Source organism: Sphingomonas parapaucimobilis NBRC 15100, assembly GCF_000787715.1.
Classification (GTDB): Bacteria; Pseudomonadota; Alphaproteobacteria; order Sphingomonadales; family Sphingomonadaceae; genus Sphingomonas; species Sphingomonas parapaucimobilis.
Map to the genome: position 1 here is coordinate 1 of NZ_BBPI01000030.1, position 23,366 is coordinate 23,366.

Here is a 23,366-nt window from a genome sequence, read left to right on the forward strand (position 1 = left end):
GTGAATACGCGCTCAGCATCGTCGCCAGCGTGGGAAAGAGACCGTCGAGAGCACCTTTGGAGGCCGCGCTGACGATCTCCCATCCGTCGGGCTCCCGTCCGATGGCAGATCTCAGCGCCTCCTTGGCCGCCCTCACCTCTTGCCAGATGTCATACAGGGCGACTTGTTGGCCACCGATCGCCTCGTTGGCGTAGAGCAGGCGGAGGAGTTGCTGGGGCGACGGCGCACCCGCGGCATGAAAGTCGATCCCGAGATCGCCGCCGATCGCATCCAGCGTATCGGGGCGGCGGGGGTCAAGCGCGCGCCAATGCTCATGGTGCGCGCAGGCCTGATGGGCCGCTTCGACCAACTGGTCTTCAGCGGCATTGGGGCAAGTGTCGGCGAAGCCGCTCATGAATTCGCCAAACGCTCCATGTGCCTGCTCGATGAACGTCCTGGTCGTGCCGTCACCGCCGACGCCATTCTCGGCGATCGTGATCACGTCCTCCGAGCGGCTGCCGAACTGCACCGGTAGCTTCACATGCGCGACCACGCGCCGCTCTTCGCCGCGGCCGTGCAGCACAAGGCTTTGGCGAAGGCGCACGGCCAAACTGTGGACCAACTGGCTGCGCAGAAATGCACGAAGATGGTCGTCGGATTTCTGCGCTTCCATGACATGGCGGAGCAATTCGTTGAAGCGGGTGCCGGCTAGCGTGCCTATGAGTCGGTCGATCCGGCGCTCGCTCAGCAGCGGATGGCTCGAGAGAGCTTCATGGTAAGTGCGCTTGAAGAGGTTGCTAAGCGCCGTGTCGCTCCACATCTTGAGCAGCTTCGCGAGGTCGCCGCGCAAGGTGGGACTATCGGCCGCAGTAACCACCAGTTCGGCGACGCGTCTGGCTTCGTAGCCATTGATCCCGGCGTTTCGAGCCCGCCGCTGCACGATGTAGCGCAGCATCTGATTGCGATGCCATCGCTGGTCGGCGGAATCGCCCGCAAGCCTGGCCATTTCCGCATCGAGAAACGCATCGATGCGGTCTGAGCGAAGGGCGAAGCGGACACCTTCGCTCTCCATCGTATAGCCTATGAACTGCGATGTCTCGCCGGCCGCGTCCGTGAAGGTCTGGGAGACTCCGATCGGGTCGGCCTGTTCGACAATCCTGACTTCAGCGTCCGCTCCCCAATAGAAGCGCGACAGGTGGAGGCCGGGGCCGTTGGTCGCGCTGCCCACATAGGTTTCGAACCCGGAAAGGATCGGCCGCAATTGGCCAACATCGGCAGGCGTGCCGTCCCTGTCGAATCGCAGGGTTGGAAAGCCGCGGAGCGAACCCGTGCTGCGCATGTCGAGCGCCGCCGCCGGATCGACATTGTCCGGGATCGGCTTGGCAACCCAGTTCTGGGCATCCCACTCGACCAGCGGCGTCCAGCCGCCACCGCGAACCAGGCCGATAAGGTCGGTGCCCAAGGTTGTGGGCCGCAGGATCGTCGGCGAGATTGGAGCATCCCCGAGATCTTCGCGCGCGTCGATGGGCAAGTTGGCTAGGAGTTCAGCCGCGCTGCCGAGGTCGATCTGTTCGGCCGAAGCCTCTTCCTGGGCGTTGAGATAGGGCGCGCGGCCAAGCTTGGGCGCCCGCCAATGAACCTCAATGCTGCCCCACCGACGTGTCGCATTGCCCGGCGCCGCCGCGCCAAGGCCCAGCGCGATATCCTCGCTCTTGATGATCGGCTCGCCGCCATGAGTAGGGACGCGGATGTCCACACTCGGCAGGTCTGCAGCCCCGAACAGGGTCCGTGGCACCCACTCGATCCGGGCACGTCTGCTCCTCGCATGCTCATCGGCGGGAAAGGTGCCGAATTTGGACGTGATGTCTCGGATGAACGCCTCGGCATTCGCATAGCCTAGCCGAGCAAAGGGATCGTCATCGACCAGGCGTGAACAGGCGTCGCCGAACTCCGAAACGATCTCGCTCGAAGGCTGGCCTCCACTCCCAATTGCAGGCAGGCGCAAGGTCTCCCGCCGTGCGATCAGATCCAGGAGCAGCGTTGCCAGTTGGCCGCGCGCCACGATCGGGTTCGAGAGGTTCAAGGGAACTTCGAAACCGCGGCTGTCCAGGAGTGCGGTTGGGCGGCGATAGTACCAGGAGTCCCGAGCAGAGTAGATCGAAAGCGTGATGCCCGTGACCGGACGATCATCATTGCCGCGACCGCCCCGGCCTTTGCGCTGAACGAAGCTGGCGAGGTTCGAGGGAGCATAATGCTGGTAGACGAACGCCATGTCGGGATCGTCATACCCGACCTCGAGCGACGCGGTCGAAAAAACCAGATCGCTCCGCTGGATTTCTGTTTCGATGCGGGCGCTACTCCCCGAGTAGACGGGAAAGCGGGCGACGCTGAGCGGATTGCCCGGGATGTATGGGCCACGCGCCGTCCATTGCCTCTTGTCGGTGGCCGCGAACGTCCAGCACTCGCCATCACGGAACAGGTCGCATCCGAGCGGATCACCGCAGCAGGCGCGCCGTGGAAGTCCGGTCGCGGGGTGGTCCGGGTAGATTCTGGTGCGGAGGCTGGCGAGGCTCTGACCTTCTTCGGCATCCATGTAATTGCCATGGAGCCGCTTCAGCTTGTCGATCGAGTCGACAAAGACGATGCCGCGGAACCCGCCCTCGCTGCCATGCCGGCGATGCATGTTGTGCGCGAGCGCCATGGCGGACTGGATCGTTGTCGATGCGCCCGCGACGTCACGATTGCGCGATTCAACCTCGGGTTGGACGAAGTAGAAATATTCCCGCCCCTTGGGATTTGGCTTTCGTTCGGCAGGAAGCGGTTCGATCAGCAGGGGCTCCGAGCCGCCGACGAGCTGATGCCACACATGAGCGGGCCGCCCCAGCGTCGCGCTCATGCCGACTGCGATTGGCGCATCGCCGTTCAATGCGCATCGGCCAAGGAGACGGCGCAGGCCATAACCGATCTGCGCGCCTTGAATATGCGTGTAGAGGTGGATCTCGTCGGCGAGGATGCAGCGCGGTCCCGCCCCGACATCGCCAAAGAGGGCGCCATAGCGGCTATCGTTTAGCCACTGATGAAGTGACTCGGTCGTGGGCAGGAACAAGGTCGGCGGTGTCGCTCGCAGGGCTTGCTTGGTCCCGATCCAGCCATCGAACTCCCAGCCGCATCCCTTGCAGTGGAGCGTGTCAGGCGCACCGTTTGTCCCAGCGGCGATGGCGAGCGGAGCGCCGCAGGCGGGCTCGGGGCACATGAAGAAGGGAAATTGATATTCGCCGGTGCGGCCAGTCGGTTCCCACGTTTCCGGGTCCGCGTATTGCCAACTTTCCGGAACGGCACCGTTTTGCAAACCTAATGTGAGCCTGGGTGCCCCATCGACTTTGCCGAGAGCCGCCAAATAGCGGGCGAGCCGCTGAGCTTGGTTGGCGGCGAGCCTGACGCGCGGATAAACGAGGATCGCCCGCGTGCCGCCGATGGAGCGAAGCCGGTCTAGTGTCGCGCCAGCGATGATGGGCAGACAGGCTGCCTCGGTCTTCCCCGAGCCTGTCTCGGCCGCGATTACGAAGCGTTCGTCGCCAGGCCCGACCCAGGCGTCGAATATCGCGGTGAACGCCCGATCCTGGAAGCCGGCAAGGTTCGGTGACGGTGCGTTCCAAGCACGCCGGAGCATCTCGGCCACCATTCGGAACGCTTCCGCAGGCTCGCTGCCTTCTCCATGCTTCGCTTCAACGGCGGCAACGGCATCACGGAGCGGACTGTCATAGGCCGGCTTTTCTCGATTGCGCAGTTCAACCTTGAGGCCGCGGACGAGATACGGCCGATCCCCGGCATCGTCTTTGCGGAAGCGCTGCTTCGAATAGCGGACGGCGCGCGCCATTTCCGCCATTCGGCTGCGAACACGCCCTTCTTCCGCAATGAGAATGTGCCCGTGGAGGCTCAGGAGGCGAAGCGACTCCGCGACCTCGGAGAGGTTGGCGCCAAGCCCACGCGCGAGATCCATCGGCGCGTGCCACTCTTCGAAGACGCCGAAATTGATCCGTCGGGCCTCGTGGTCCTCGAGGTGATTGAGGAGGATATAGTCTGCCGGCTGAAGATCTTCTCCGAGGGGCTCGGCCAGGTCGCGGGCGTCCGCCGGCTCGGCGTGAACCCGTGAGACATAGAGCCGGTTGTTGACCATCTCATATTGGACGATCTTGTCCGCCTCCAGACCATCAAGCACCGGCTTGAACTGGTCTTCGCCGTCTGCACCTAGCCAGTCGAAAGCGTCGCGAACCCGAGCATACAGGGCGCCTCGCCGGCCGGTCCCGGCGAGCATGATCGCTTCCTCGACGCGGTCGACCAACTCGTCCGCGTCGAGCGAATAGAGCGCACGCTGGTTAGTGAGCGGCTTAATGCTCCAAAAGGGCGGCGTGCCGGGAACGCGCTCCAGTGCGATGTGGCCGTGTCGCTGCAGGAGCCGCAGATCAGGAAAGATCTTCTTGGCGTCACTGCGCATTGCCCGGGCGAGCGTGTAGTCGGGAACAGTGCCCCACTTGTTGACCCCGGCCATCTTGCGGACTTCTTCAAGGATCCGCAGGTGCCCGGGCGTGAGGTCAGCAAGGTCGTCCCGCACTGGCCGCGCGGCCGCGGCGATCTGCGGCAGCGGCGCCTCGTCGCTGAATGGAAGGACGCAGACATCGACGTTGACCTGGCCGTGATCGGGCGCGGACAGCTTGATGCTGTCTGCATATTTGGCGCGAAAGATGAATTCGCGCAGGGTCTCAGCCTTGTCGACCAACTCCTCGTCGGACGGCACGGCCTCGAGCAATCGCCGCGAAATGATCAAGATGAGCTTGCCGCGTGCGCGTGTCACGGTGACATTGAGACGCTCTGGACTGAAGATGAACTCCGCTTCGGCCAGTGCGAACTCGGGGTCGGCGACGGTGTAGCTCACGACCATTGCATCGCGCTCGCGGCCCTGGATGCGGTCGACGGTCTCAACGACTGCGCCCGCGCCTTCCGGCCCTTGGGCAAGCATGTTGCGGATCAGCGCGTTCTGCGCGCGATGTGGGCTGACAATCGCGAGGCGATGCTGCCATTTCTCGCTATCGTCCGCGCCATCCTTGGTCGGCGGCAGCCGGCGGAACAACAGGCGCCCGAGTCTGGCCGCGACCGTCGCTTCGAACGGGTTGGATGATCCGGTTGGCGGACCGTCATGGATCAGAACGCAGATCGGATACTCAGGATCGAGCGCCACGCGCTCCCAATCATCGAGCCCCTGTTCCCAGCCTTCGATCAGGGGGAGCCGCCGCTCCGGGACGACGCTCTGGTAGCGATTCTCGTAGAAGCGATCGCGGGGAAAGCGCGTGAGCGGTTCGTTCAGCCGGAACGTTTCGTCGAACGGGAACTCGGGAACTCCGGCAGCCTGGAGAAAGGCGTAGAGCGAAGATCCGAGTCGGCGGCCATCGACATCATGATCATGTTCGACCCGGATCGGGGGAAGCTGCTTGTTGTCGCCGGCAACCAGGATGCGGCCATTTTCGGCCATGCCGGCGATCGCCATCAGGCCATGGCTTAACACCATCTGCGACGCTTCATCGACGCAGGTCAGGTGGAAGAAGGCGCCGGTAAATCCGCCCTGCGCATCGATGAGCCGATTGAGGCCCCAAACCGTCATCCCAGCGACGGCATAGTCTTCGGTGAGAAGATCGGCGGTGTCATCGACGTCGAGATGCTCGACGCCCGGCCCGAGCGGGCTGGATGGCTCGCGACCAACGAAGGCAATTCGGGGCGGCACGTCCAGTTGCTGGCACCGCTCAGCGATGGCCTCGATGAGATTGATGATGGCGTTGCGCGTGAAGGCGGAGACGAGGATCCGGCACGGTAAGCCGGCGCGCCGCCGCGCTTCAAGATAACCCGCGGCCATCCAGGCGAGGGCGTGAGTCTTGCCCGTGCCTGGGGGGCCGAGGATCAGGCCGGCGCGAGCGTCGGCAAGTCCATGCCACGCATCGATCTGCGCCCGGCGCAATGGTATGTTTGCGGCTTCGGTGAGGGGCTGTGCAACGTCGCGCAGGCCGGTCTCCCAAATGTCTGCATCGACCGGATCACCCGCGAAATCGAGCGGATCGCGCAGGAAGCGCAAGATTTCGGGAGCGCTCATGGCTGTCCTCCGAGTTGCAGGAGGAAGTTCTGGACCCGGGGACCATTGATATCCCGGTGGGTCTTGTCGATGCACCATCCCTTCGGTCCGGTCTGTCGGCGAAGGCTGGCCATGATCGCTGAATCATATTGGCGCGCCGACATGTTCACGAAGAGCGACCCATGGTCCCCATAGTTGAAGCGGATCTCCAGTGGGCGCCAGTTTGCAGGATTGAGGCGCAGATCGGGATTGTCGTCGGTGAGGATCAGATCGATGTCGTCCGGCGAGATTTCGGCATCGCGGCTTTCCGGGGGGATCGAGAAGCGAAGCCAGCGGCGTCCATTGGAATGCCTTCCTTGGCTCTCGAGCGTCAGACCAGCGAGGCACTCTCCGCGCTGCTGGCGCACCCTTGCCGGTTGCGCCAGGCGGACAAGCGTTTCCAGCAAGGCGCTGCGTGAGTCCAGCAACTCGTAAGCATACAGAAGATCAAGATCGCCGGCGTTCAGTGGGTTGAGGGTGGACTGGAAGCGGAAGGGCTGCTTCTCGAGGCGCAAGAAGGGTGGCTGCGCCGTAGCGTTCTGGCTGGTCAGCCACTCGACGAGCCGGGCCGCGGTCTCCAGCCTTGCCCTGACATCCGCTTCCACTTGGGCGACGGTGACGCCATCGCGCAGGCCTTCGCGAAGCGAACGAATGGCCTCCATCGCGAGCAATGACGAGAAGTCCCGTCGAAAGGTGCCGACCGGCGCATAAGCAGCATCGATCTGCCCGGCTGCGTGAAGTGCCTCGGAGACCTGCCGGAGGTCGTAGGACACCATCGTCGGCAAGGCGTAAAGCTGCTCGATGACGGATCGGATCGCCGTGGCCGGAAGGTGGTGCGCCCCCTTGAACTCGGGCTCGGGTACGACATCCTCCGGCGGAAACAACCGAACGGCGTGAAGCAATCCGGTTCGGATCTGAGGATCGTCGAGGTGACGACCGATCGCCGCCTGGATCGCGCGCGCTTCGGCCGGTTCATAGATGAAGATGTGGGCCTGGAGTTGCTGATCAGGATCAGCCGCTGCATTGTGGGCGTCGACTTCGCCGAGATCGGCGATGAGCGCGGTGAACACGTCGAGCAGTGCCTGCCGCTCCGTGTCCGGGCTGCTCTTGTCGATGACGCGGATGACCGATCGAGGCGTTCCGCCGCGGCGCATAAAGGCGATTGTGACGAGATTATCTTCGACCGCGTCATGATCGGCGAGAAGGTAGAAGGCACGGTCGATGCGCGGTGGCATCAAATAGCTCATCACGTCCGGGAGGCGGCGCACCTCATTCGCCGTGATCGCGCCCGCGCGGGCGATGATGGTATCGCTCCGGCGTTGCAAGGACCAACTCGTCGGCCCAGTCGCGCCGATCCCTGCCGATCCTGCTAGCAGCCCCGCCGTCTTCAGGCCGCGCGCTTGCAGCGCGAGCTTGCCCTCGTGCGAAACTCCGGGAACCGCGGACACGTCATTGTCAGCGGGGTCTGGGTGCTCGATCGCTTTCCGGCAATGGGCGAGATAATCGCACTGCTCACACTTGAAGTAGATGTGGAAGAACGTCTCATCGAAATTGGCGAGGACCTTCCGCTTCGCGATGCGCGGCGCATCGCGCTTCAAGAACTCCTCGACCAATCTCAGATAGGGTTTGAGCGGGAAGGTCGCCGGCTCGACAAGTCCCTCCGCCACGCGGGTTCCTGCCCGGATGTGCCAAACGGCGCCGGTCGCATCGACACTTGCGTCGATCCCGAGGTCGGCGAGCATGCCCCGCAGCAGCAGCGCGTAGAATGCGACCTGGGCCTTGTGGAAGGGCGTAGAACTGCGTGTCGCCTTGATGTCGACGATCCGAAAGAGGGTGCCGTCGGGCGTCGTCTCCCGAAACACGATGTCGGTGTAGGATCGATTGATCTGGAGATGGTCGGGCAGGCCAAGCGCCGCGCGGAACGACGGTCCTTGTTCGAGGCCCAGTTGGGTGGCGGCCTTTTGCTTGGTCTGGCCGCGGAGAAAGGCGATCGTCTCGGCCTGGCCGAGCCGGTCTTCGTTCGGACCAGGCCTAAGCAAAGGCTCATTTTCGTGCAGCCTGGCGAGCACACGCTCCTCGAACTTGTTTCCTTCGAGTGCCCAGGCTGCGCCGCTCTCTTCCTTGACAATGGTGGCGCTGTCGCGCTCCACGCGGGACATCATATCGTACCGCGTTTTGCGTTCGCAGCGATATTGGAACCACGATTTGACGGTGGACGCACTCAGACCCGACGCCATCATTCTCCCCCACGCCGGCCCCTCGGCGTCTTGATCTGCTCTGTTATCGAGTCACGCGTTGTGGCGCGATGCGTCGAACCCTTCCCATCCTTTAATCCGCAATTCGCATGAAGGGCAGGTGCCGCAGCCATATCCCCAATCATGCAGCCGATCGTGAACGCCGAGATAGCAAGTGTGCGTCGACGTCCGGATCAGCGTGACCAGCGGATCACCGCCAAGTCGCTCGGCCATGGCCCAGGTCTGCGCCTTGTCGAGCCACATGAGCGGCGTATGCAGGACGGATCGAGTGCCCATTCCGAGGTTGAGGGTCACCTGGAGCGACTTTAGCGTGTCGTCGCGGCAATCCGGATAGCCGGAGAAGTCGGTCTCGCACATGCCACCGACTAGATGACGCAGTTCGCGCCGTGACGCCAAGGCCGCTGCAAGCGTGAAGAAGATCAGGTTACGGCCCGGAACGAAGGTGTTGGGGAGCCCGTCCGTTCGCAAAGCGATCTCGGCATCTCGTGTCAGGGCCGTTTCGCTTACCTGCCCGAGGATGGAAAGATCGAGCATATGGTCGGGGCCGAGGCGTGCGCCCCATGCGTCATTGCTGGTGATCACGCCCTGTCGAAAGGCCTCGCGGCATTCAAGCTCGACCCTGTGGCGCTGACCATAATCGAAGCCAAGCGTTTCCACCCAGCCGAACGTCTCGAGCGCCCAGGCAAGACAGGTGGCGGAGTCCTGGCCGCCCGAGAAAAGCACGAGGGCGCGTTCGTCCGTCATCACGCGGCGACCTCCTCGCCCCAATAGGAACAAGTCTCGCCGCTGCTGTCGCGATGGACGCTCACGCGCGACAGGTTCGAGATGGTTGGCCTGAGACGATCCCAGATCCAGCGGCAAAGATTCTCCATCGTTGCCGGCCCAAGGTCATTGATCTCATCGAGGAAACGGTGGTCGAGCGCATCGCGTGCATCTTCCATCTCGCGCTCAAGGATGCCCAGATCGACGATCATGCCCGTCACTGGATCAGGCCTGCCGCGCACGGTAACTTCGGCGCGGTAGCTGTGACCGTGGATCCGCCGGCTGGACTCGGTATCGATGACCCGCTCGAGCGTGTGGGCCGCATCAAAACGAAACTGCTTGCTGAGTTCGAACATCAGCGAATTCCGATCATCTTGTGTGACTGGAGGGACAGGCGCCAGCGCGGGTTTTGGGTACAATAAGCGATTGCGGCAGCCAGGTTGTCGTCCGCTGCTGGGGCATCCATTGGCTGCAGAAAGAAATGGTCAAAGGAAAGGTGCTCGAAGCGCTCCGGCCGAGCATCAGCCTGAGGATAGACGAGCTTGAGTTCGTTGCCTGTCTCAAGGACAAGGGGAGCGCCCGCCTTGGGGCTGACGCAGATCCAGTCGAGCCCTGCTGGAGCGGGCTGCGTCCCGTTGGTCTCGACGCCGATCTCGAAACCATGGGCGTGGAGCGCGTCGATCAGCGCCTGATCGACCTGGAGGAGAGGCTCGCCGCCGGTGAGCACGGCATAGCGACCCGCCAGCCCGGTGCCCCATTCAGCGGCGATGGCGTCGGCCAGCGCATCGGCATCAGCGAACCGACCGCCGCCCGTTCCATTGAGACCGACGAAATCGGTATCGCAGAAGGTGCAGACTGAGGTGGCACGGTCGGTTTCGCGCCCCGACCAGAGATTACAGCCGGCAAAGCGACAGAAAACGGCCGCGCGGCCACTGTGCGCGCCTTCTCCCTGGAGGGTCTTGAAGATCTCCTTGACCGCGTAGCTCATCTGGCGCCCCCAGCTTGCTCGAGCAGCGGTGCCGGGGCTGCCCTGCGCTTGGAGCGCAGGTCAGCTTTCACGATGCCGACCAGATAGTGCTTCAGCAGTGCGATATCGCGATTGACGTTCTGGAGCGCATTCCAGCGGCGGACCTCGTCGCCGAAATCCCATGTGCCCTCGATCCAGGCCACCTTGCCCTTAAGGCATTCCATGCCGGCCCGGAATTCCTGTGCGGTTCGGGCATCGGCGCGCTGCGCAAGCACCTCCATGACGTCGCCCACCGCCTGAATGCCCGCGCCATGGAGAAGCCGGGAGGTAGCCGGCTTCTGGCCATGCCAGGCTTCCGGGAAGGTCTGCTTCAACCCGTCGAAGAATTCCGAAACCAGCCGCACGCAACGATCCTTGCCGCGCGGTGTCCTGATCATCTCTCGCATGATGCCGTTCGAAAGCGACTCCATGATGATCTTCTGCATCACGGTGTCGGCGATGATGCCCTCAGGGCAGGTGTGCTGCTTGATATAGCCCTTCAGCGAGGTGTTCTCGAAATTGAGGCGTGCCGTGATCTCAGCAGCCTTCGAGCGTCGGCTGAGACGCGGCGGCAGATCATCAACGGTCGGGAGAAGCTCGTAGATCAGCGACTTGGGAAGTGGGCGCGTGTTGTTGATCAGCACGAACTGACGCCGCAACTCGGCATCGTTGCGGCAGATGAGAGCCGAGACGAAGACCTGGAAATTCCGATCGACCTCGCCGAGGGCGGTGAGGCGCTGCTGACCGTCCACGACGAGCCCTGGGGGGCCATCCTCGAGATCGATCGTCAGCATCGCCGAGCCGTCGCCATTTGGCTCGACGGTGACATTGTCGGTGAAGGCGACAACGATTGGATTGGGCAGAACCGCGTTCGGCTTCTCGAGATAATCGCGAATTTCCCGGATATGGGCTGCGACCTGCGGACGCTGGAAGCCCGATAGTTCTCCCTGTGCGTCGCGCCCGATGCGCTCGATCGAGGCGAAACGCAGGACATCTGCGGCTTTGGCGGCGAAGCTGAGCACGACATGCTCATCGCTCTGCTGCGCACAGATCGAAAGGTAGCGGATGGGATCGTTTGACGGCACGTTTGATATCCAGTCGTTCAATATGGTCTTGATAGACGGCGAGGTTGTGGATCCCGCGCCGCTTGTTGCGATTGCTTCCACGAAAAATGATCACATCGACGGATGCGGCAGTGCAGATCGCGCAGCCGCATTGCTTCCAGGGCTTTTCCTTGAGCGTGGTCCGATAGCGGTCGGCGAGCTTCAGAAGCGCCGGGCTGTCCGAGCAATCGGCGTAGGGCTTTTCCTCGACAAATGCCGCGCTGTAGACGAGCACATTGTGGAGGGTGTCCTCGAGACCCGCTCCGCCCCGGTCATAAGCGCGCAGTGAGTCCAGCGCCGCCGCCTCCAACCGGACCAGCTCCTCCGCGCGAAAGGTTCCACGCCGGACGGCACGCTGGAGCTTTGGATTTTCGATCGCCTGCGGCACCCGGATTGAGGTGTAATAGCGAAGACCCAGCCCTTCGCCGGGCAGATAGTAATTCTGCTTCGCGTCCTTGAAGGCGCGGATGAGCGGCGAGGTCGTATCGAAGCTGGCGATGTCATAGCTGTGAAAGCTGTCGATATCGTCGGCCTTGGCGAACCCGAGGATGTGAATCCTTGTCGACCAAGGCACGGCGTCGCGGAGTGCCTCGAGGCAGAGCTTGATCTCGGGCGATTTGAGCGGGACCATGCCACCCAAGGCGAGGTAATCGTAACCCATGGCGACAAGCCGCCGGGCGGCCTCTGCCATGCTGCCGGGGGACCAGCCTTGGACCACGCCGAGAGGCGTGAAGCCGGCATCGATCGCCAGCGCCTCGCGCCGGAACGCGTCGGCATTCTCGAGAGTGATATCGAAGCGGGACTTCGCGTCGGCAGAGCCGCCGCTAAGGCCCGCCAGCCGCGCATCGAAGTCGAAAATGATGTGGTCGACCGAGCAGCCATGGGTGAATCCGCACTCGTCGTAGAATTCGACCATCTCTGCGGCCGAATAGGGCGGCTTCTCTTCGCTCACGTAGGTGAAGGCTCCGCAATCGCCGAAGATGTCGAGATGCGCGAATTGCGGCTTGTCCAGCCGAAGGAACTTGCGCGCGCCAACCAGCCCGAAACGCCGCGCCTGGCTGCCGGTATATTTGCCCTTCACGCGGTGATCGCCGACGATCCCCCGGGACACGAGCACGCCGTCATAGGGCGCATAGCCCATAATCTCGTGCGGATAGGCGTCATCCCAATAGGGCTGTCGCTCGGCCGCGCTCCGATCGGCAAGGAAGTCGAACGCTGGGTCCACATAATCAAGGCTGTCGGCGAAGATGAACTTCATGGCGCGGCCTTTGCGAGGTCGCGCTCAAGATGGAGGAGATGGTCGCTGAGCTTCGAGATGTGCTGAGAGGTCGACTGGATCGCGTTCCAGGCGAGCCCCAGATCCTCCCAATTGCCTCCTGTCCAGCGGCAATGCGGCGCCAGGCGCTTCAGGACCGTGCGGACCGTTGCTGCGCGGTCCGAACTGGAGTCCGCTCGCAAGATGATCGGATCCATCAGCGATCCCATGGCCCGGATGCCGGCGCTGTGCATGAGACGGCTTTCGGTCGGGGGCTTCCCCCAAGCCTCAGGGAAAGTGTCGCGAACCGCCGACCAGAAGATCAGCAGCGTTTCGAACATGGCCTCGGTGTCGTTGCCGTCGCCGTTGCGGCGATATTGCCCCAGCGCGCCCATCGGCGACTTGAGGCTGGCCTTCATGGTTTCGATCAGGGCGTTGTCGGTGACGATCCCTGCCTTGCTCTTGTCGTCGGATTCTCTCCGGATCAGGCCATGAAAAGGCGAGGAAGGATCGGTATTGAGCGCCTCGCACAAGGCGCTCGGAAGCTGGCGGGCGAGAAGGTCGCGAGGCAAGAGGACGCTGACCTCGGGCAGCAGTTCGTTGATCAACCGGGTGGGCAACGGCTTTGCCTTGTTAACCAGGATGAACTGCTCGCGCTGCGTTTCGAGATCGTTGGACACGAAGCCGATCACCGGCACCGCGATCGAACGCGCGCGAGTTTGGGCGAGCGCGAGCGACCGTTGCTGGCCATCGACGATCCAGGCAGCACGTCGACCTTCCGGATATATCGGGATCTTGAGCGTTCCACCCTCGCTGACCGTGCACAGGGTGGCAGGCTTGGGTCCCCGCGATAGGGTGAACTCGACCTCTGGCGAGAGCGCCAGTATGATCGCATTGGGAAACAGGACCGGTCCGCTGTCCAAAAATTCGGTGATCGCGTTGACGTGCGCGCGGATCTCTCCGCGCTGAAAACCTTTCAACTCCTTGTCGTCCCGCCGCAGGCGACTGATGTCTGCTATGCGCGTAATGTCCGACCCTTCGAGGAAGAATGCGTAGACGCTGGTCTTGGCACCCTGTTCGGCCCGGATGGCCTTGATCGAGAGATACTCGCGGCGGCTCACGCCCGGGCACTCCGCACTTCGCGGACAAGCGACGCGAAGCGGCCCTGCTCGCACGCGATGTTGAGTTCACGGCGGAAGAAGGGGAGCAGCTTGGAAGTACTCCCCCCCAGTGCCTCCCAATGTTCGGCAATCAGTGTGCGAAGCGTCGGGTCATCGTGCCGCACCCGCTCATGCCGCTCGGGAAGCGACCAATCCGCGATCGCGGCCGCGACGGCAGCGGCATGCCCGGCGGCATCCCGATCATCTGGCTGAGTAAGGATATAATCCGCGAAATGGCGCAGAGCGCGGCCCGCAAAATCGCTTCGCGTACCGCGAACCGGACTGTCGGGACCGTCTAGACGGTCGTCATAGGGCATGACGAAGGGCCGCAATCGGTCGGAAATCCGGTGCAGCGGCGCGCGCGTGAAAAGGCGCAGACGCTGCCGCGCCGACGCAGGCAAGGCCTCCACCTCGGCGGCGATCAGATCGACATAGGCGTCCGAAAGAGCGGCCAACACTAACCCATCGCTGGCGTCGAAAGCCGTCTCAACCCGGCAAGAAGCTGGCGAACCGGCGCTGATCGCCCGCCACCAATCGGCGAGGGAACTGCCGTCGGTAAGGCGTTCCGCGATGCTGTCGTTGGCCGCCGCAATCACGGTGCACGCATAGGACGGAACGGCAGTCTCGGACCGGACCAGCCCAAGCCCGGCCGACACGATCAATAGGGGCGCGCCGAGCCTTCCCGCAACGACGTTTGCTTCCTGAAAGCCCCGGCCGCCGTAAAGGTCGGTGGCAGGGTAGCGCGCTTCGGTAGCCCCAATCCGTGCACACCAGTCACCTGCGACGTCGCGCAGATTACCCTTAGGAAGAGAGGACGCGTGGAGGCCATCGGCGACGGGTTTGCGTTTGCGATTCGTACAAGTGGTGATCACAACTGCCACAATTTACTACCCCCGCTCGCTCCTTTTTGGCGCAGTTATTCCTACCCTAAGTCAGTACCTGTGGCCACAGTTAATGTCGAAATGTTTGCGCAGCGGTGGCGCAATTAGCTGTCGCAACCGCCTCGGCTGCGCTCAGCTGACTGTGGGGCCGGATCGACGCCGACCGAACTGCCAACTGATGGCGTCCGCCCGCATGATGCCGGACGCGGCCTTGCCAATGTTGCGTTCGAGCGCATCGCGCCACGGTACCAGCGTGAAATCCCGCGACCGTTCGACCAGCGCGTAGCTACCACCTTCGAGATCGATGCGGCGGGCGATCACGCCCTCAACGCGTTCGCCGATGCGGGCGGGCTCAAAATGCTTGTCGAGCTGCTCGGAAAGCCGGCCGCTCGCGCTCTCCAGTTCGCGTTGCCGTAGGTTCTCCAGAGCAGTGGCGCGTAGCCGAAAACTTTGCCCGTCGCCGTCGGCGAGTTGCTGCTCGATCAGCCACTGTCGGCGTGCTGCCAGTGCGCTACGAATCTCGCGTCCGAATCCGGCATCGCGCGCTGCACCGGGTGCGCCCGAGGCGAGCTCGCGATCGAGCCAAGTCGGAGCCTCGATCGCGACCAAATCATCGACTTGCCGCGAAGAGAGAATCGACAGTGCGATCGGACGGTCGCGCTGCTGCCGCTGGGCGAAGTCTTCCGCGCGGGCGAGATGGTCGCTCGGGATGGTCCAGCTGCCGTCCGCCTGCCGCTCCGGGCCGGCGCCCGCCCGTCGCATCGCTTCCAGCCGTCGGATATGGCTCGTGGCATAGCCCTCGCTGGCCTGGGGATCGTGGCGCAGATGCAGGTCGACCGAATAGCGACCGCCATTGGCGTGGGCGACTTCATCAACCGTCCGGTCGGCGGTCGTCGCCTCGGCCTTGGTCGCTTCGAGCCGGACCGTCGCGCCCTCTTGCACCGACGGGGTCGCACCGCCCCGGCCGATATCGACATAATGAACTCGGCCATCGACACCATCGACCATCATGTAGTGGCGGTCGCGATGCTCGTCAGAAAAGCCGCGGTGGATCACCCGTCCAACGAGGGGTTCGCGCAACTCCGTGGTGACCACCTGCTCGACCCCGGCGCGATCGAGCCGGCGGGCGGTCAGCTCGCGCTGCATGAGCCGGATGATGTCGCCGCGCTCGCCCATGCGGCGCAGCGTGTCCTCAAGCCCTTCCGCCAGCCGGTAACGGCCAACACCCAGATCCTCGGCCAGGTTCATCGCCTTGAGCTTGCGCAACCGCCCCGCCGCGATCGACTGCTGGAAGGGGTCATTGTCCGCCGGCGACACCGTGCGATCGGGAGACATCCGCCGCAGCAGTCGCCGGTCGATCGCGGTCAGCCGCTCCTGGTCGACATCGCGGCGGAGGCGATCCTCGATCTCGCGATCGGTGCGCGGCCCCAGATCGAGCGTCACCAGTTCGGATGCGCGCTCGCGCAGGCCACGAGAGATATACTCGCGCGCGATGATGAGGTTCTCGCCTCGATCATCGACACCGCGCAGCACGATGTGGGTGTGCGGGCGCTCGGTGTTGAAGTGGTCGACCGCGACCCATTCGAGCTTCGTGCCGAGGTCCTGCTCGACCTGCGTCATCAGGCGGCGGACATAGGGCTTGAGGTCGGGATATTCGGCGCCGTCCTCGGCCGACACGATGAAGCGGAACTGATGCCGGTCGCCGGCGGTGCGCCTGAGGAAATCGTCGCCGTCGGCGCGGTCGGTCTCCGGACCATAGAGCTCGCCCGGCAACCCCTCGCGCGTGACGCCATCGCGCTGGATGTAGCGCATGTGCGCGCGGGCGGCCTGGCCGCCTTTCCCGCGAAGCCGGATCAGACTCGCCTTCACCACTGCCCGGCGCGCGCGCATGCCTGTAAATCGATCGCGGCTCGAAAGCAGCCGGCCGACGCTCGCGCCGCGCCCGATCCGGCTGCCATCAAAGCGTCGCGCCTTCACGCCGGTCTTGTTGCCGGCGAGCCGCGCCGCAGCGAGGATGCGCCCGCCATATGTCGTCGCGTGCTTGCCGTCCCTGCTCCGGCTCCTGCCCAACTTCGGCTTGAAATCGTCGTCAGGCATCGAAATGCTCCGAAGTCTCGCGGATTCCGGGCGGAAATGACGGATTTTCGCCGTTCCTTGCAGAACTGTCTCGCAGCCGCAGGCTGCCATCTCCCGAGAAAAGGATGTGCAGACAATCACTTACGCAGGGTCGCGAGACACTGCCTTTATCTTGTTTACTCTTCCTCCCTTCCTCCGCATCCCCCAGGCTCGAAAATGTGGCAGAGCCGACGCCGAGTTGCTGCCGCCTATCCCGGCAAGAAAGCTCGCGATGCGTGCGCCTCGAGCGTGGTATCAAGCGCCTGGGCCGGCGTTTCTTGCCGCGTGTATTCCAGCGGAATGCTACTTCCCCGGCCGCCAGAAACCAGTGCGCCAAAGTCGCGCCGGCACCGCGTCCGGACGGCCATTCCACCCAGGCGCTTGATGCGTCCGTCTCGCGATCCGACGCCGCACCCGCGCCCTCGATCATGTTCTTGACGACCTTCAGCGTGGTCGTCCTCGTCATCGGGAACTGCGTCGTAAGGGTAGTCGAGCAGCTATGACGATGGCGGCGCAATAGCCCGCCGCGGAGCGAATACGGGAGACTCATCGCGCTCAATCCGCCTTCGACAGCGCGACAAAAATCGACGATTCGACAGTCAATTTTTCAATCCCCGGATCGACCGGGCGCACATTCCTGCGCACCGCGAACAGCGATGGCGCTACGCGTCGGCACCGCAACCCGGCCGGACGGCGGCGGCGCGACCCTGGCGAGATAGGCCGCCGTCTCGGCCGGCAGGCGAGCGTGCCCCGCGAGATAGTCGGCATAGCGCCCCGGGCCGGCATTATAGGCGGCGAACAGGCCGGGATAGCCGAACCGATCGTACATCAGCCGCAGGTAGAGCGTGCCGGCGAGGATGTTGTCGCGCGGGTCGTCGGGATTGTCGCCGAGGCCGAGCCGGGCGCGCATGTCGGCCCATGTGCCGGGCATCAACTGCATCAGGCCCATGGCACCCGCCGAGGAGCGGATCGGACGCTGGTCGAGCATTGTGCGCCCACCACTCTCGGCCTGCATGACGCGCTCGATCCACGAGGTCGGCACGCCGAAACGGCTCGAGGCCTCGACGATATAGGGACGCCAGTCGGCGACAGTTTCCGCCTGCACCGGCCCGGCGTGGAAGGCCGACGCGGCCGCGATCCAGAGCCTCACCGCGCCCATAGCAGCCGCGCCTTGCCGATAATATCGACGCCCTCGGTCACCCCGAAATAGCGTCCGTCGAACGATGCGGGCGCGTCCATCAGAAGGAAGCGCTGGTCTCCGCGCAGTCGGCGGCACCCCGACCAATGCGGCAACGGACGCCCCGCGCGATCGACGTCCAAGCGCTTGGCGACCGGCCGCCCGTTGACGAAGATCAGAGGCCCCAGCGCGCAGACGTCGTCGCCGGGCGCAGCCGCGACCCGCTTCACCAGCGGCACGTTCAGCGGCAAGTAGCGGCGCGTGGCAGCGAGCCGCCGATAGGGCTCGGGCAGCCGGGCGACCACCATGTCGCCGGGCTGTGCCGCGATGCCTGGGGCAACCGCATAGAGGCCGATCGGCGCGCTGGCGCTCGCGTTCCAGACGAGGCGGGGCGCGGGCGGCAGCGCGACGGTCGACAGCAGGACGGCGATCCCGACTGCGCCGATACCGATCCGCCGGACGCGCCGCCGATGCCTTGTCTTGGCGGCGCGCAGCGTATCGCCCCAGTCGAGCAGCGGTGTGCCGCCGATGCCGGTTCGACCCGCGCTCATCGTTCGAAATCCCGCCCGGCATGGTCGCGGCTCCAGCCGTCGAGATCGTCGATATGATATTGGACGAAGCGGCTGTGGCGGCGATAGACCGGCCCCTTGCCGGCGCGGCGCAGGCGCTTCAACTGCCGGCTCGACAGCTTGAGATAGGCGGCGGCCTGGTCGGTGTTGAGGAAGGGCGAACCACGCCTGGCGCGGTTCGCTCGGGTGATCTCGTCGTCGAACTCCATGCTTCCAGTGTCCCTGCAAATCGGCGGCCGGGGATCGGCCGCCTGGGACCCCAGGACTGCGGAATTGGGCCTCGCGGCGGGAGTGTCGGAAACCGCACGGGCGGTCTTCGACACCCCCTGGGCCGGTCAGCGGGACCAGATGAGCTTCCACTCCGCACCGTCGCCCCGCACCAGCTGTGCGTAGATGGGTGCGGGCAGCGAGGGATCGTCGATCTTGAGGCTGAGATACTCGGTGCCGCTCTCGCGTGCGGCCTTGGTCCAGGCCGCGCCGATCTCGATCGCGCCAGCGTAAATGCGGTGGTCGGGCGCTCGGTCGTTGTCGCGTTCGCAGGGGCGGATCGTCGCCTTGGTGTTGAGCATCAGGGTGCGGATGGTGCCCGCGAAGACGCCGTTATCGTCGCGGACGAAGCTGCCGATCTGTGCCATGTCACTGTCTCCTTGCTCGCGAGCGCCGCCCTCTTGCGGCCTCGACAGGCGGTCGACCGGCAGGCGCGCGACGACGCGCACCGGAGGCCGAAACGGACGTGGAGGACGGCGCAGCCGTTGCGCGGGAACAGGAGCGGGCCTGCCAGACCCGCCGTCGGAGAGGCCGTCCGAGGGCGGCGTTTGCGAGCAAGGATCAGACACCAAACAGGTCGGCAGCGTCGTGATGATCGACGCCGGACTCGCCAGTCGGCCAGTTCCCCATGGGCGTGATCCAAGCCCTTGACCGGGCCGCCGAGAGACCGATCGCGAGGCTTGTCCACCCCTCTCGTCGACACCGGTTCAACGGCTGGACGATGGCAGGACAAAGGTCACGAGCAGAGCGACCGCCTACCATCTCGATCGACCCGCATGGGCCGCAATCCGTTCGTTCAGCGCTGTCCGGGCCGGCGAAGGGGATCAGTTGTTGTCACGTCAGCGCCGGGGAATGGCGCGGGTTGCCCCCGTGCCACCATCCGCCGTTGCCATGTTTGCCGCGCGCGTCACCATTGCCGCTCGCAAGGCAGCACTTCTTCCTCCGCGTCGATAAACGGTCTCTCCGTCGATGGAGGGCATCGCGACCACGGGCGATTCCTTCATTTTCGACTGCGCGTCGCCGCCCCCGCAGCGGGGCGGCGACGCGCGAATTTTTCCGGGAATAACCCGGTGCGACCATGCCACGCGCTTTCGCGCCGTAACAGGGAGCCGGTGCGACGGCGACCGGCTCCCCTTCGCCCGCGTTATCCGCCCTCCGGTTCGGTGGGCGGCTTGCGCCGCAACAGAACCTCCGCCCAGATGATCGACCCGGCGCTTCGCGCGGTCGCCGCCCAGACCGAGAGCGGGGCGAGGTCTTCGAAGCCGATGTCGCGCTCGATGCCGAGCCCATAGGGCAAGCGAAGCGAGGCGAGTTCGCGCAGCGAGAAGGCGCCGAGTTCGGGACAGCCGAAGCCGAGGTCGGCGAGGCCGAACAGCGTGTCGCCATCCTCCCAGAGCTCGGTGGCCAGCCATGTTCCGGCACCCAACGGGTTGAACAGCTTCACCACCGGCATGGGATCCGGCTCGGCCTGGCCGGCACGCGCGGCGGCGCGGCGGGCCAGGTCGTTGGTGCGCAGGGCGAAGCGCAGGTCGGGGGTCAGCAGGGTCATGCCGCCACCCCCCGGGCTTGCGCCTCGGCATGCCGGGCGAGCAGCCAGTCGGCGGCGCGCGACGCAGCCCCGGCCGCACGGAAGATGGCACGGTTGTCCTCGCGCAGGACGGCGAGCCACGCGGCGATATAGTCGGCATGGCGGACGGTCGGCACGATGCCGAGCGCGGCGCAGAGGAAGGCGGAGCCCATCTCGGCGACCAGTTCCTCGCGGGCATAGCCGGGTGTCCCGAAGGCGCGGGACAGGTCACGACCCAGGCGCGCGGGATGACCGGTGGCATGGGTCAGTTCATGTAGGCAGGTCCGGTAGTAATTGACCTGGTCGAAGAAGGCCGGTTGCGGCGGCACGACGACGACATCCTGCGACGGCGCATAATAGGCCTTGTCGCCACCGACCCGGAACGCGACGCCGGAGGCCGCGATGACCTCCTCTGCGACCGGCACGACCTCGCGCTCGGGCAAGGGCGCCGGATCCGCGGCGAGATCGGCGGGCAGCCCCTCGCATTGCGCGGCGTTGAAGACGGTGAAGCGCTTGAGTAACGGCACTGCGCGGGCGTCGCCGCCCTCGGCAAGTGCGCGTTCCTTCTCCGCCTCGGGTATGAAGCGATCGGCATAGACGACGGTCGTGCCGACCTCGCCCTTGCGGACATAGCCACCGGCCGCCAACGCCTGCCGGAAGGTCAGCCAGCCCTGCGATGGATAGCCCCTGGCGATGACCTCGCCCCACAGGATCAGGATATTGATCCCCGAATAGGGCCGGCCGGTCAGCGCATTGCGCGGCAGGCCGGGACCGACACTCGATCCGTCGGTTCCCCATGGCTGGACCCAGGGCAATTGCCCCGCCTCCAAGTCGACGATGATCCGCCCCGTCACCTCGTCGTAAAGCGATGCGCGATCCGCGCGCGCCTTCCCGTGCTCTCCCGAAACACGACGTTCCTTGGTGTTCCTGTGCATGATCCAATCTCCTTTCCCCGCCCAGCATGGCTCCCCGGACAGCGGGGGGTGGGCGGCGACGAGCGACCGGAAGGCCCGGTTCGAGTGGGCGGCGGCACCGAAGGGCGAAAGGCACTGGAGCACCCGCAAGGATTGCGGGTTGCCGCCGGCCGCGCCGGGCCTAGGAGGGCGCGCCGGCCACTCCCGCTGACCGGGGAGGCCCCGACCCACGACACCGCCGCGCCAGCGGCGACCGCACCCCTGCGCCAGTGATCGACGCCGAATGGCCGAGACGCAGCTGCGGCTCGGCGGCGTGCCGCGAGAGCACGACCGGGTGCGCCAGCGCCCGGGGCGCCAGTTCCTCTTTCTATCTGGAGATCAGGCGATCAGCCCGAGGCGAGCCGTGCCTCGCAGGCGTGCTTGACCAGCTGCTGGAGCAGCGCCACGCGCTCGGCGAGCCATTCGAGCCCGGCGCGCGTCACCTTGTAGTGGGGCGAATAGCGGGCGTTGACATAGGCCTGGCGGAGCAGCTCGAAGCAGCGTTGCGCGAACTTGGTATCGCGCGGCCAGACGGCAATGAGATCATGCACGAGCGGCTCGGCCTGGCTGCGCAGGAAGTTCAGCTTGTGCGACTTGGGGCTGTACAGAGTCAGGGTCAGCAACAGGCAGTGGTAGAAGCGTTCGGTGGCTTGGTGCAGATCGAACGCCGCATCGTTCAAATAGCCCTGCTCGATATCGAACTTTGCAATGTGCAGGCGTTTCGCTCCTGCTGGAAACCACTGGTCGAAGTGCTTGCGCGCCTCTGCCAACGCCGCTTTTGGCTCAAGCGGCTTGGGCGTGACGAAGGGATAGTCCTCGACCTCGTAGAGCGCGATGCCCTGGTTGATCGCGTCGATGAAGAAGGGGCGGCCCTGGGTCAGCTGGTTGTTCACATCGGCCAGGCTGTGGACGATGAAGGTGACAGGTGCCGAGATACGCTTCGAGATCGTCACCTCGCGGACGAACTGGTCGTCGGCCTTGGCCCAGAACTCGCCCGGCTCGGTCAGTCGCTCGTCGCTGACCACGACGAGGATGTCATAGTCCGACTGGTAGCCGCCGACCGGATCATCGACCCAGTCGCCGCGCGCATAGGATCCGTAGAGGATGACTTTCAGGATGCGGCCTTGCCGCCGCCATTTCTGGGTCGACAGCGATGTCGCCTGCTCGAACTCGGCGAACAGCACTTCGACGATCCGGTCGAGATCGCGGCGCTTCTTGTCCGGCAGGTGTTCGAGGTCGCTTCGCATCGCGGGACAACCTAGCCGGAGTGGCGCCGCAAGGAAACCGGTCCACCCGGTCGGGTCACGCGTCCGGCGCACTGGTGCCGCGCTCGCGCCGTCGCAGCAGGTCGCGATAGCCCCCGGCGGCCATGGCACGCGCACCGGCGACGAGCCGGCGGACCTGCGAATGGAGCGACCGGCCCGGTGCATGCCAGTCTCGCCGGGTGCGGGCCTCGCCGAACAGGGTGCATGCGATGTCCTGGTAGCTGGCGCCGCTCGCCCGGGCGTCGGCGACCCGCAGGAATTCGATCCAGCGCGGCATGCGCCGATCGGGCGGATAGAGCGTCGCGGCAAAGCGGCCGGCGCGGCACAGGGTGACGAGCCGCCTGAGCGGCAGCAGCCGGGACTCGGCGGAGCATAGCCCGCGCAACCGGTACGCCAGGATGACGGTGCCGCCCGCCCGAAGCGTGCCGGCCTCGACATCGACCCGGATGCGGCGCCAGCCGTCGGACAGGACGGCATGCTCGCGCGCGTCCCGGCCCTCGATGACGGTCAGCCACGGTGCGAGCCGGTCGAGGTCGACCGCGTCAGGACCCGGACCGGAGACCGGCGTGACGGTGACGGACAGCGTGCCGGGATCGAGCGCTTCATGCCACAGGATCCGTGCGGCGGGCGCGCCGATCCCCGGATCCTCGGCGAAAGTGCAACCCCCAGCGCTGGAGCGCGCCGGCGGGCAACTTCGCGCCGCGGGTGGCGGTGCTGGCCCGGGTGTACCAGGCGACATAGGCAGGGTCGCGGCGCAGCCATTCCCACATTAGGCCGGCGCGATCGGTGCGGGCGAGCCGCCGGTAGGGCGCGGGATCGCGCCAGTCGATCGGATGCGGCCATTCAGTCACGCCGTTGCCAAGCGGGGGTGTCCGCTTGGTGGCGGGGCAACGCC

19 protein-coding genes are annotated in these 23,366 nt (G+C 65.1%); all 19 read right to left on the reverse strand.

Annotated elements, in window-relative coordinates:
• On the reverse strand, positions 1-6,118 hold a 6,118-nt coding region (locus tag SP5_RS04980), incomplete at its 3' end, for an AAA domain-containing protein (RefSeq protein WP_042484997.1).
• Complete coding sequence (locus SP5_RS04985; RefSeq protein ID WP_167334678.1) at positions 6,115-8,298, reverse strand: PD-(D/E)XK nuclease family protein; 2,184 nt, start codon at positions 8,296-8,298, stop codon at positions 6,115-6,117. The genes SP5_RS04985 and SP5_RS04980, both read right to left, overlap by 4 nt.
• Before the next feature lie 126 nt (positions 8,299-8,424).
• Positions 8,425-9,135 carry a 7-cyano-7-deazaguanine synthase QueC gene (gene queC / locus SP5_RS04990; RefSeq protein ID WP_042485004.1) on the reverse strand — a complete coding sequence of 237 codons (711 nt, stop codon included), beginning with the start codon at positions 9,133-9,135 and terminating at the stop codon, positions 8,425-8,427.
• A complete protein-coding gene (locus tag SP5_RS04995; protein WP_042485009.1) occupies positions 9,135-9,509 on the reverse strand; it encodes a 6-pyruvoyl trahydropterin synthase family protein in 375 nt (124 codons plus the stop codon). Before SP5_RS04995 ends, queC begins: the two co-directional genes overlap by 1 nt.
• Positions 9,509-10,141, reverse strand: a complete 633-nt coding sequence (gene queE, locus SP5_RS05000) for a 7-carboxy-7-deazaguanine synthase (protein WP_042485012.1) — start codon at positions 10,139-10,141, stop codon at positions 9,509-9,511. The genes SP5_RS04995 and queE overlap by 1 nt, the downstream gene beginning before the upstream one ends.
• On the reverse strand, positions 10,138-11,244 hold the full coding sequence (gene dbpB / locus SP5_RS05005; protein ID WP_245613404.1) for a DGQHR domain-containing protein DpdB: 1,107 nt from the start codon (positions 11,242-11,244) through the stop codon (positions 10,138-10,140). The genes queE and dbpB (SP5_RS05005) overlap by 4 nt, the downstream gene beginning before the upstream one ends.
• Positions 11,189-12,520, reverse strand: a complete 1,332-nt coding sequence (gene dpdA / locus SP5_RS05010; protein WP_042485018.1) for a tRNA-guanine transglycosylase DpdA — start codon at positions 12,518-12,520, stop codon at positions 11,189-11,191. The genes dbpB (SP5_RS05005) and dpdA overlap by 56 nt, the downstream gene beginning before the upstream one ends.
• Positions 12,517-13,638 carry a DGQHR domain-containing protein DpdB gene (gene dbpB / locus SP5_RS05015; protein WP_042485021.1) on the reverse strand — a complete coding sequence of 374 codons (1,122 nt, stop codon included), beginning with the start codon at positions 13,636-13,638 and terminating at the stop codon, positions 12,517-12,519. The genes dpdA and dbpB (SP5_RS05015) overlap by 4 nt, the downstream gene beginning before the upstream one ends.
• On the reverse strand, positions 13,635-14,558 hold the full coding sequence (locus SP5_RS05020; protein WP_157013581.1) for a hypothetical protein: 924 nt from the start codon (positions 14,556-14,558) through the stop codon (positions 13,635-13,637). Before SP5_RS05020 ends, dbpB (SP5_RS05015) begins: the two co-directional genes overlap by 4 nt.
• Positions 14,559-14,690: 132 nt before the next feature.
• The gene (rlxS, locus tag SP5_RS05025; protein ID WP_042485025.1) at positions 14,691-16,655 is read right to left on the reverse strand and encodes a relaxase/mobilization nuclease RlxS; all 1,965 of its coding nucleotides are present in this window, start codon (positions 16,653-16,655) and stop codon (positions 14,691-14,693) included.
• A 625-nt stretch (positions 16,656-17,280) separates the two neighbouring features.
• Entirely contained in the window at positions 17,281-17,832 is a 552-nt protein-coding gene (locus SP5_RS05030; protein WP_174435508.1) for a lytic transglycosylase domain-containing protein, read from the reverse strand.
• Positions 17,820-18,401 carry a S26 family signal peptidase gene (locus SP5_RS05035; protein WP_042485028.1) on the reverse strand — a complete coding sequence of 194 codons (582 nt, stop codon included), beginning with the start codon at positions 18,399-18,401 and terminating at the stop codon, positions 17,820-17,822. Before SP5_RS05035 ends, SP5_RS05030 begins: the two co-directional genes overlap by 13 nt.
• Positions 18,398-18,628, reverse strand: a complete 231-nt coding sequence (locus SP5_RS05040; protein WP_042485033.1) for a helix-turn-helix domain-containing protein — start codon at positions 18,626-18,628, stop codon at positions 18,398-18,400. The genes SP5_RS05035 and SP5_RS05040 overlap by 4 nt, the downstream gene beginning before the upstream one ends.
• A gap of 126 nt (positions 18,629-18,754) precedes the next feature.
• Entirely contained in the window at positions 18,755-19,054 is a 300-nt protein-coding gene (locus SP5_RS05045) for a DUF736 domain-containing protein (protein WP_042485101.1), read from the reverse strand.
• 776 nt (positions 19,055-19,830) lie between these two features.
• Positions 19,831-20,235: a DUF2958 domain-containing protein gene (locus SP5_RS05050; protein WP_042485036.1), complete on the reverse strand. Its 405-nt coding sequence runs from the start codon at positions 20,233-20,235 to the stop codon at positions 19,831-19,833.
• Positions 20,232-21,188, reverse strand: coding sequence for an ArdC family protein (locus tag SP5_RS05055; protein ID WP_042485038.1), 957 nt, complete (start codon positions 21,186-21,188; stop codon positions 20,232-20,234). The genes SP5_RS05050 and SP5_RS05055 overlap by 4 nt, the downstream gene beginning before the upstream one ends.
• 365 nt (positions 21,189-21,553) lie before the next feature.
• Entirely contained in the window at positions 21,554-22,453 is a 900-nt protein-coding gene (locus tag SP5_RS05060; protein ID WP_042485039.1) for a HEPN domain-containing protein, read from the reverse strand.
• Positions 22,454-22,508: 55 nt separating this feature from the next.
• Positions 22,509-22,856, reverse strand: a complete 348-nt coding sequence (locus SP5_RS19945; RefSeq protein ID WP_369386066.1) for a DNA -binding domain-containing protein — start codon at positions 22,854-22,856, stop codon at positions 22,509-22,511.
• 217 nt (positions 22,857-23,073) lie between these two features.
• A complete protein-coding gene (locus SP5_RS19950; protein ID WP_439645602.1) occupies positions 23,074-23,241 on the reverse strand; it encodes a transcriptional regulator domain-containing protein in 168 nt (55 codons plus the stop codon).
• Between the last annotated feature and the right edge of the window lie 125 nt (positions 23,242-23,366).

Bases quoted from the DNA above. Each gene is read 5' to 3' on its own strand.
- SP5_RS04995 (WP_042485009.1), bottom strand. From the start codon at position 9,509: ATGTTCGAACTCAGCAAGCAGTTTCGTTTTGATGCGGCCCACACGCTC.
- SP5_RS04985 (WP_167334678.1), bottom strand. From the start codon at position 8,298: ATGATGTCCCGCGTGGAGCGCGACAGCGCCACCATTGTCAAGGAAGAG.
- SP5_RS05040 (WP_042485033.1), bottom strand. From the start codon at position 18,628: ATGGAGTTCGACGACGAGATCACCCGAGCGAACCGCGCCAGGCGTGGT.
- SP5_RS05060 (WP_042485039.1), bottom strand. From the start codon at position 22,453: ATGCGAAGCGACCTCGAACACCTGCCGGACAAGAAGCGCCGCGATCTC.
- SP5_RS05055 (WP_042485038.1), bottom strand. From the start codon at position 21,188: ATGCACAGGAACACCAAGGAACGTCGTGTTTCGGGAGAGCACGGGAAG.
- SP5_RS05030 (WP_174435508.1), bottom strand. From the start codon at position 17,832: ATGGGCGCGGTGAGGCTCTGGATCGCGGCCGCGTCGGCCTTCCACGCC.
- queE (WP_042485012.1), bottom strand. From the start codon at position 10,141: ATGAGCTACGCGGTCAAGGAGATCTTCAAGACCCTCCAGGGAGAAGGC.
- queC (WP_042485004.1), bottom strand. From the start codon at position 9,135: ATGACGGACGAACGCGCCCTCGTGCTTTTCTCGGGCGGCCAGGACTCC.
- SP5_RS05035 (WP_042485028.1), bottom strand. From the start codon at position 18,401: ATGAGCGCGGGTCGAACCGGCATCGGCGGCACACCGCTGCTCGACTGG.
- dpdA (WP_042485018.1), bottom strand. From the start codon at position 12,520: ATGAAGTTCATCTTCGCCGACAGCCTTGATTATGTGGACCCAGCGTTC.
- SP5_RS05050 (WP_042485036.1), bottom strand. From the start codon at position 20,235: ATGACCCTGCTGACCCCCGACCTGCGCTTCGCCCTGCGCACCAACGAC.
- rlxS (WP_042485025.1), bottom strand. From the start codon at position 16,655: ATGCCTGACGACGATTTCAAGCCGAAGTTGGGCAGGAGCCGGAGCAGG.
- SP5_RS19950 (WP_439645602.1), bottom strand. From the start codon at position 23,241: ATGTGGGAATGGCTGCGCCGCGACCCTGCCTATGTCGCCTGGTACACC.
- SP5_RS05045 (WP_042485101.1), bottom strand. From the start codon at position 19,054: ATGGCACAGATCGGCAGCTTCGTCCGCGACGATAACGGCGTCTTCGCG.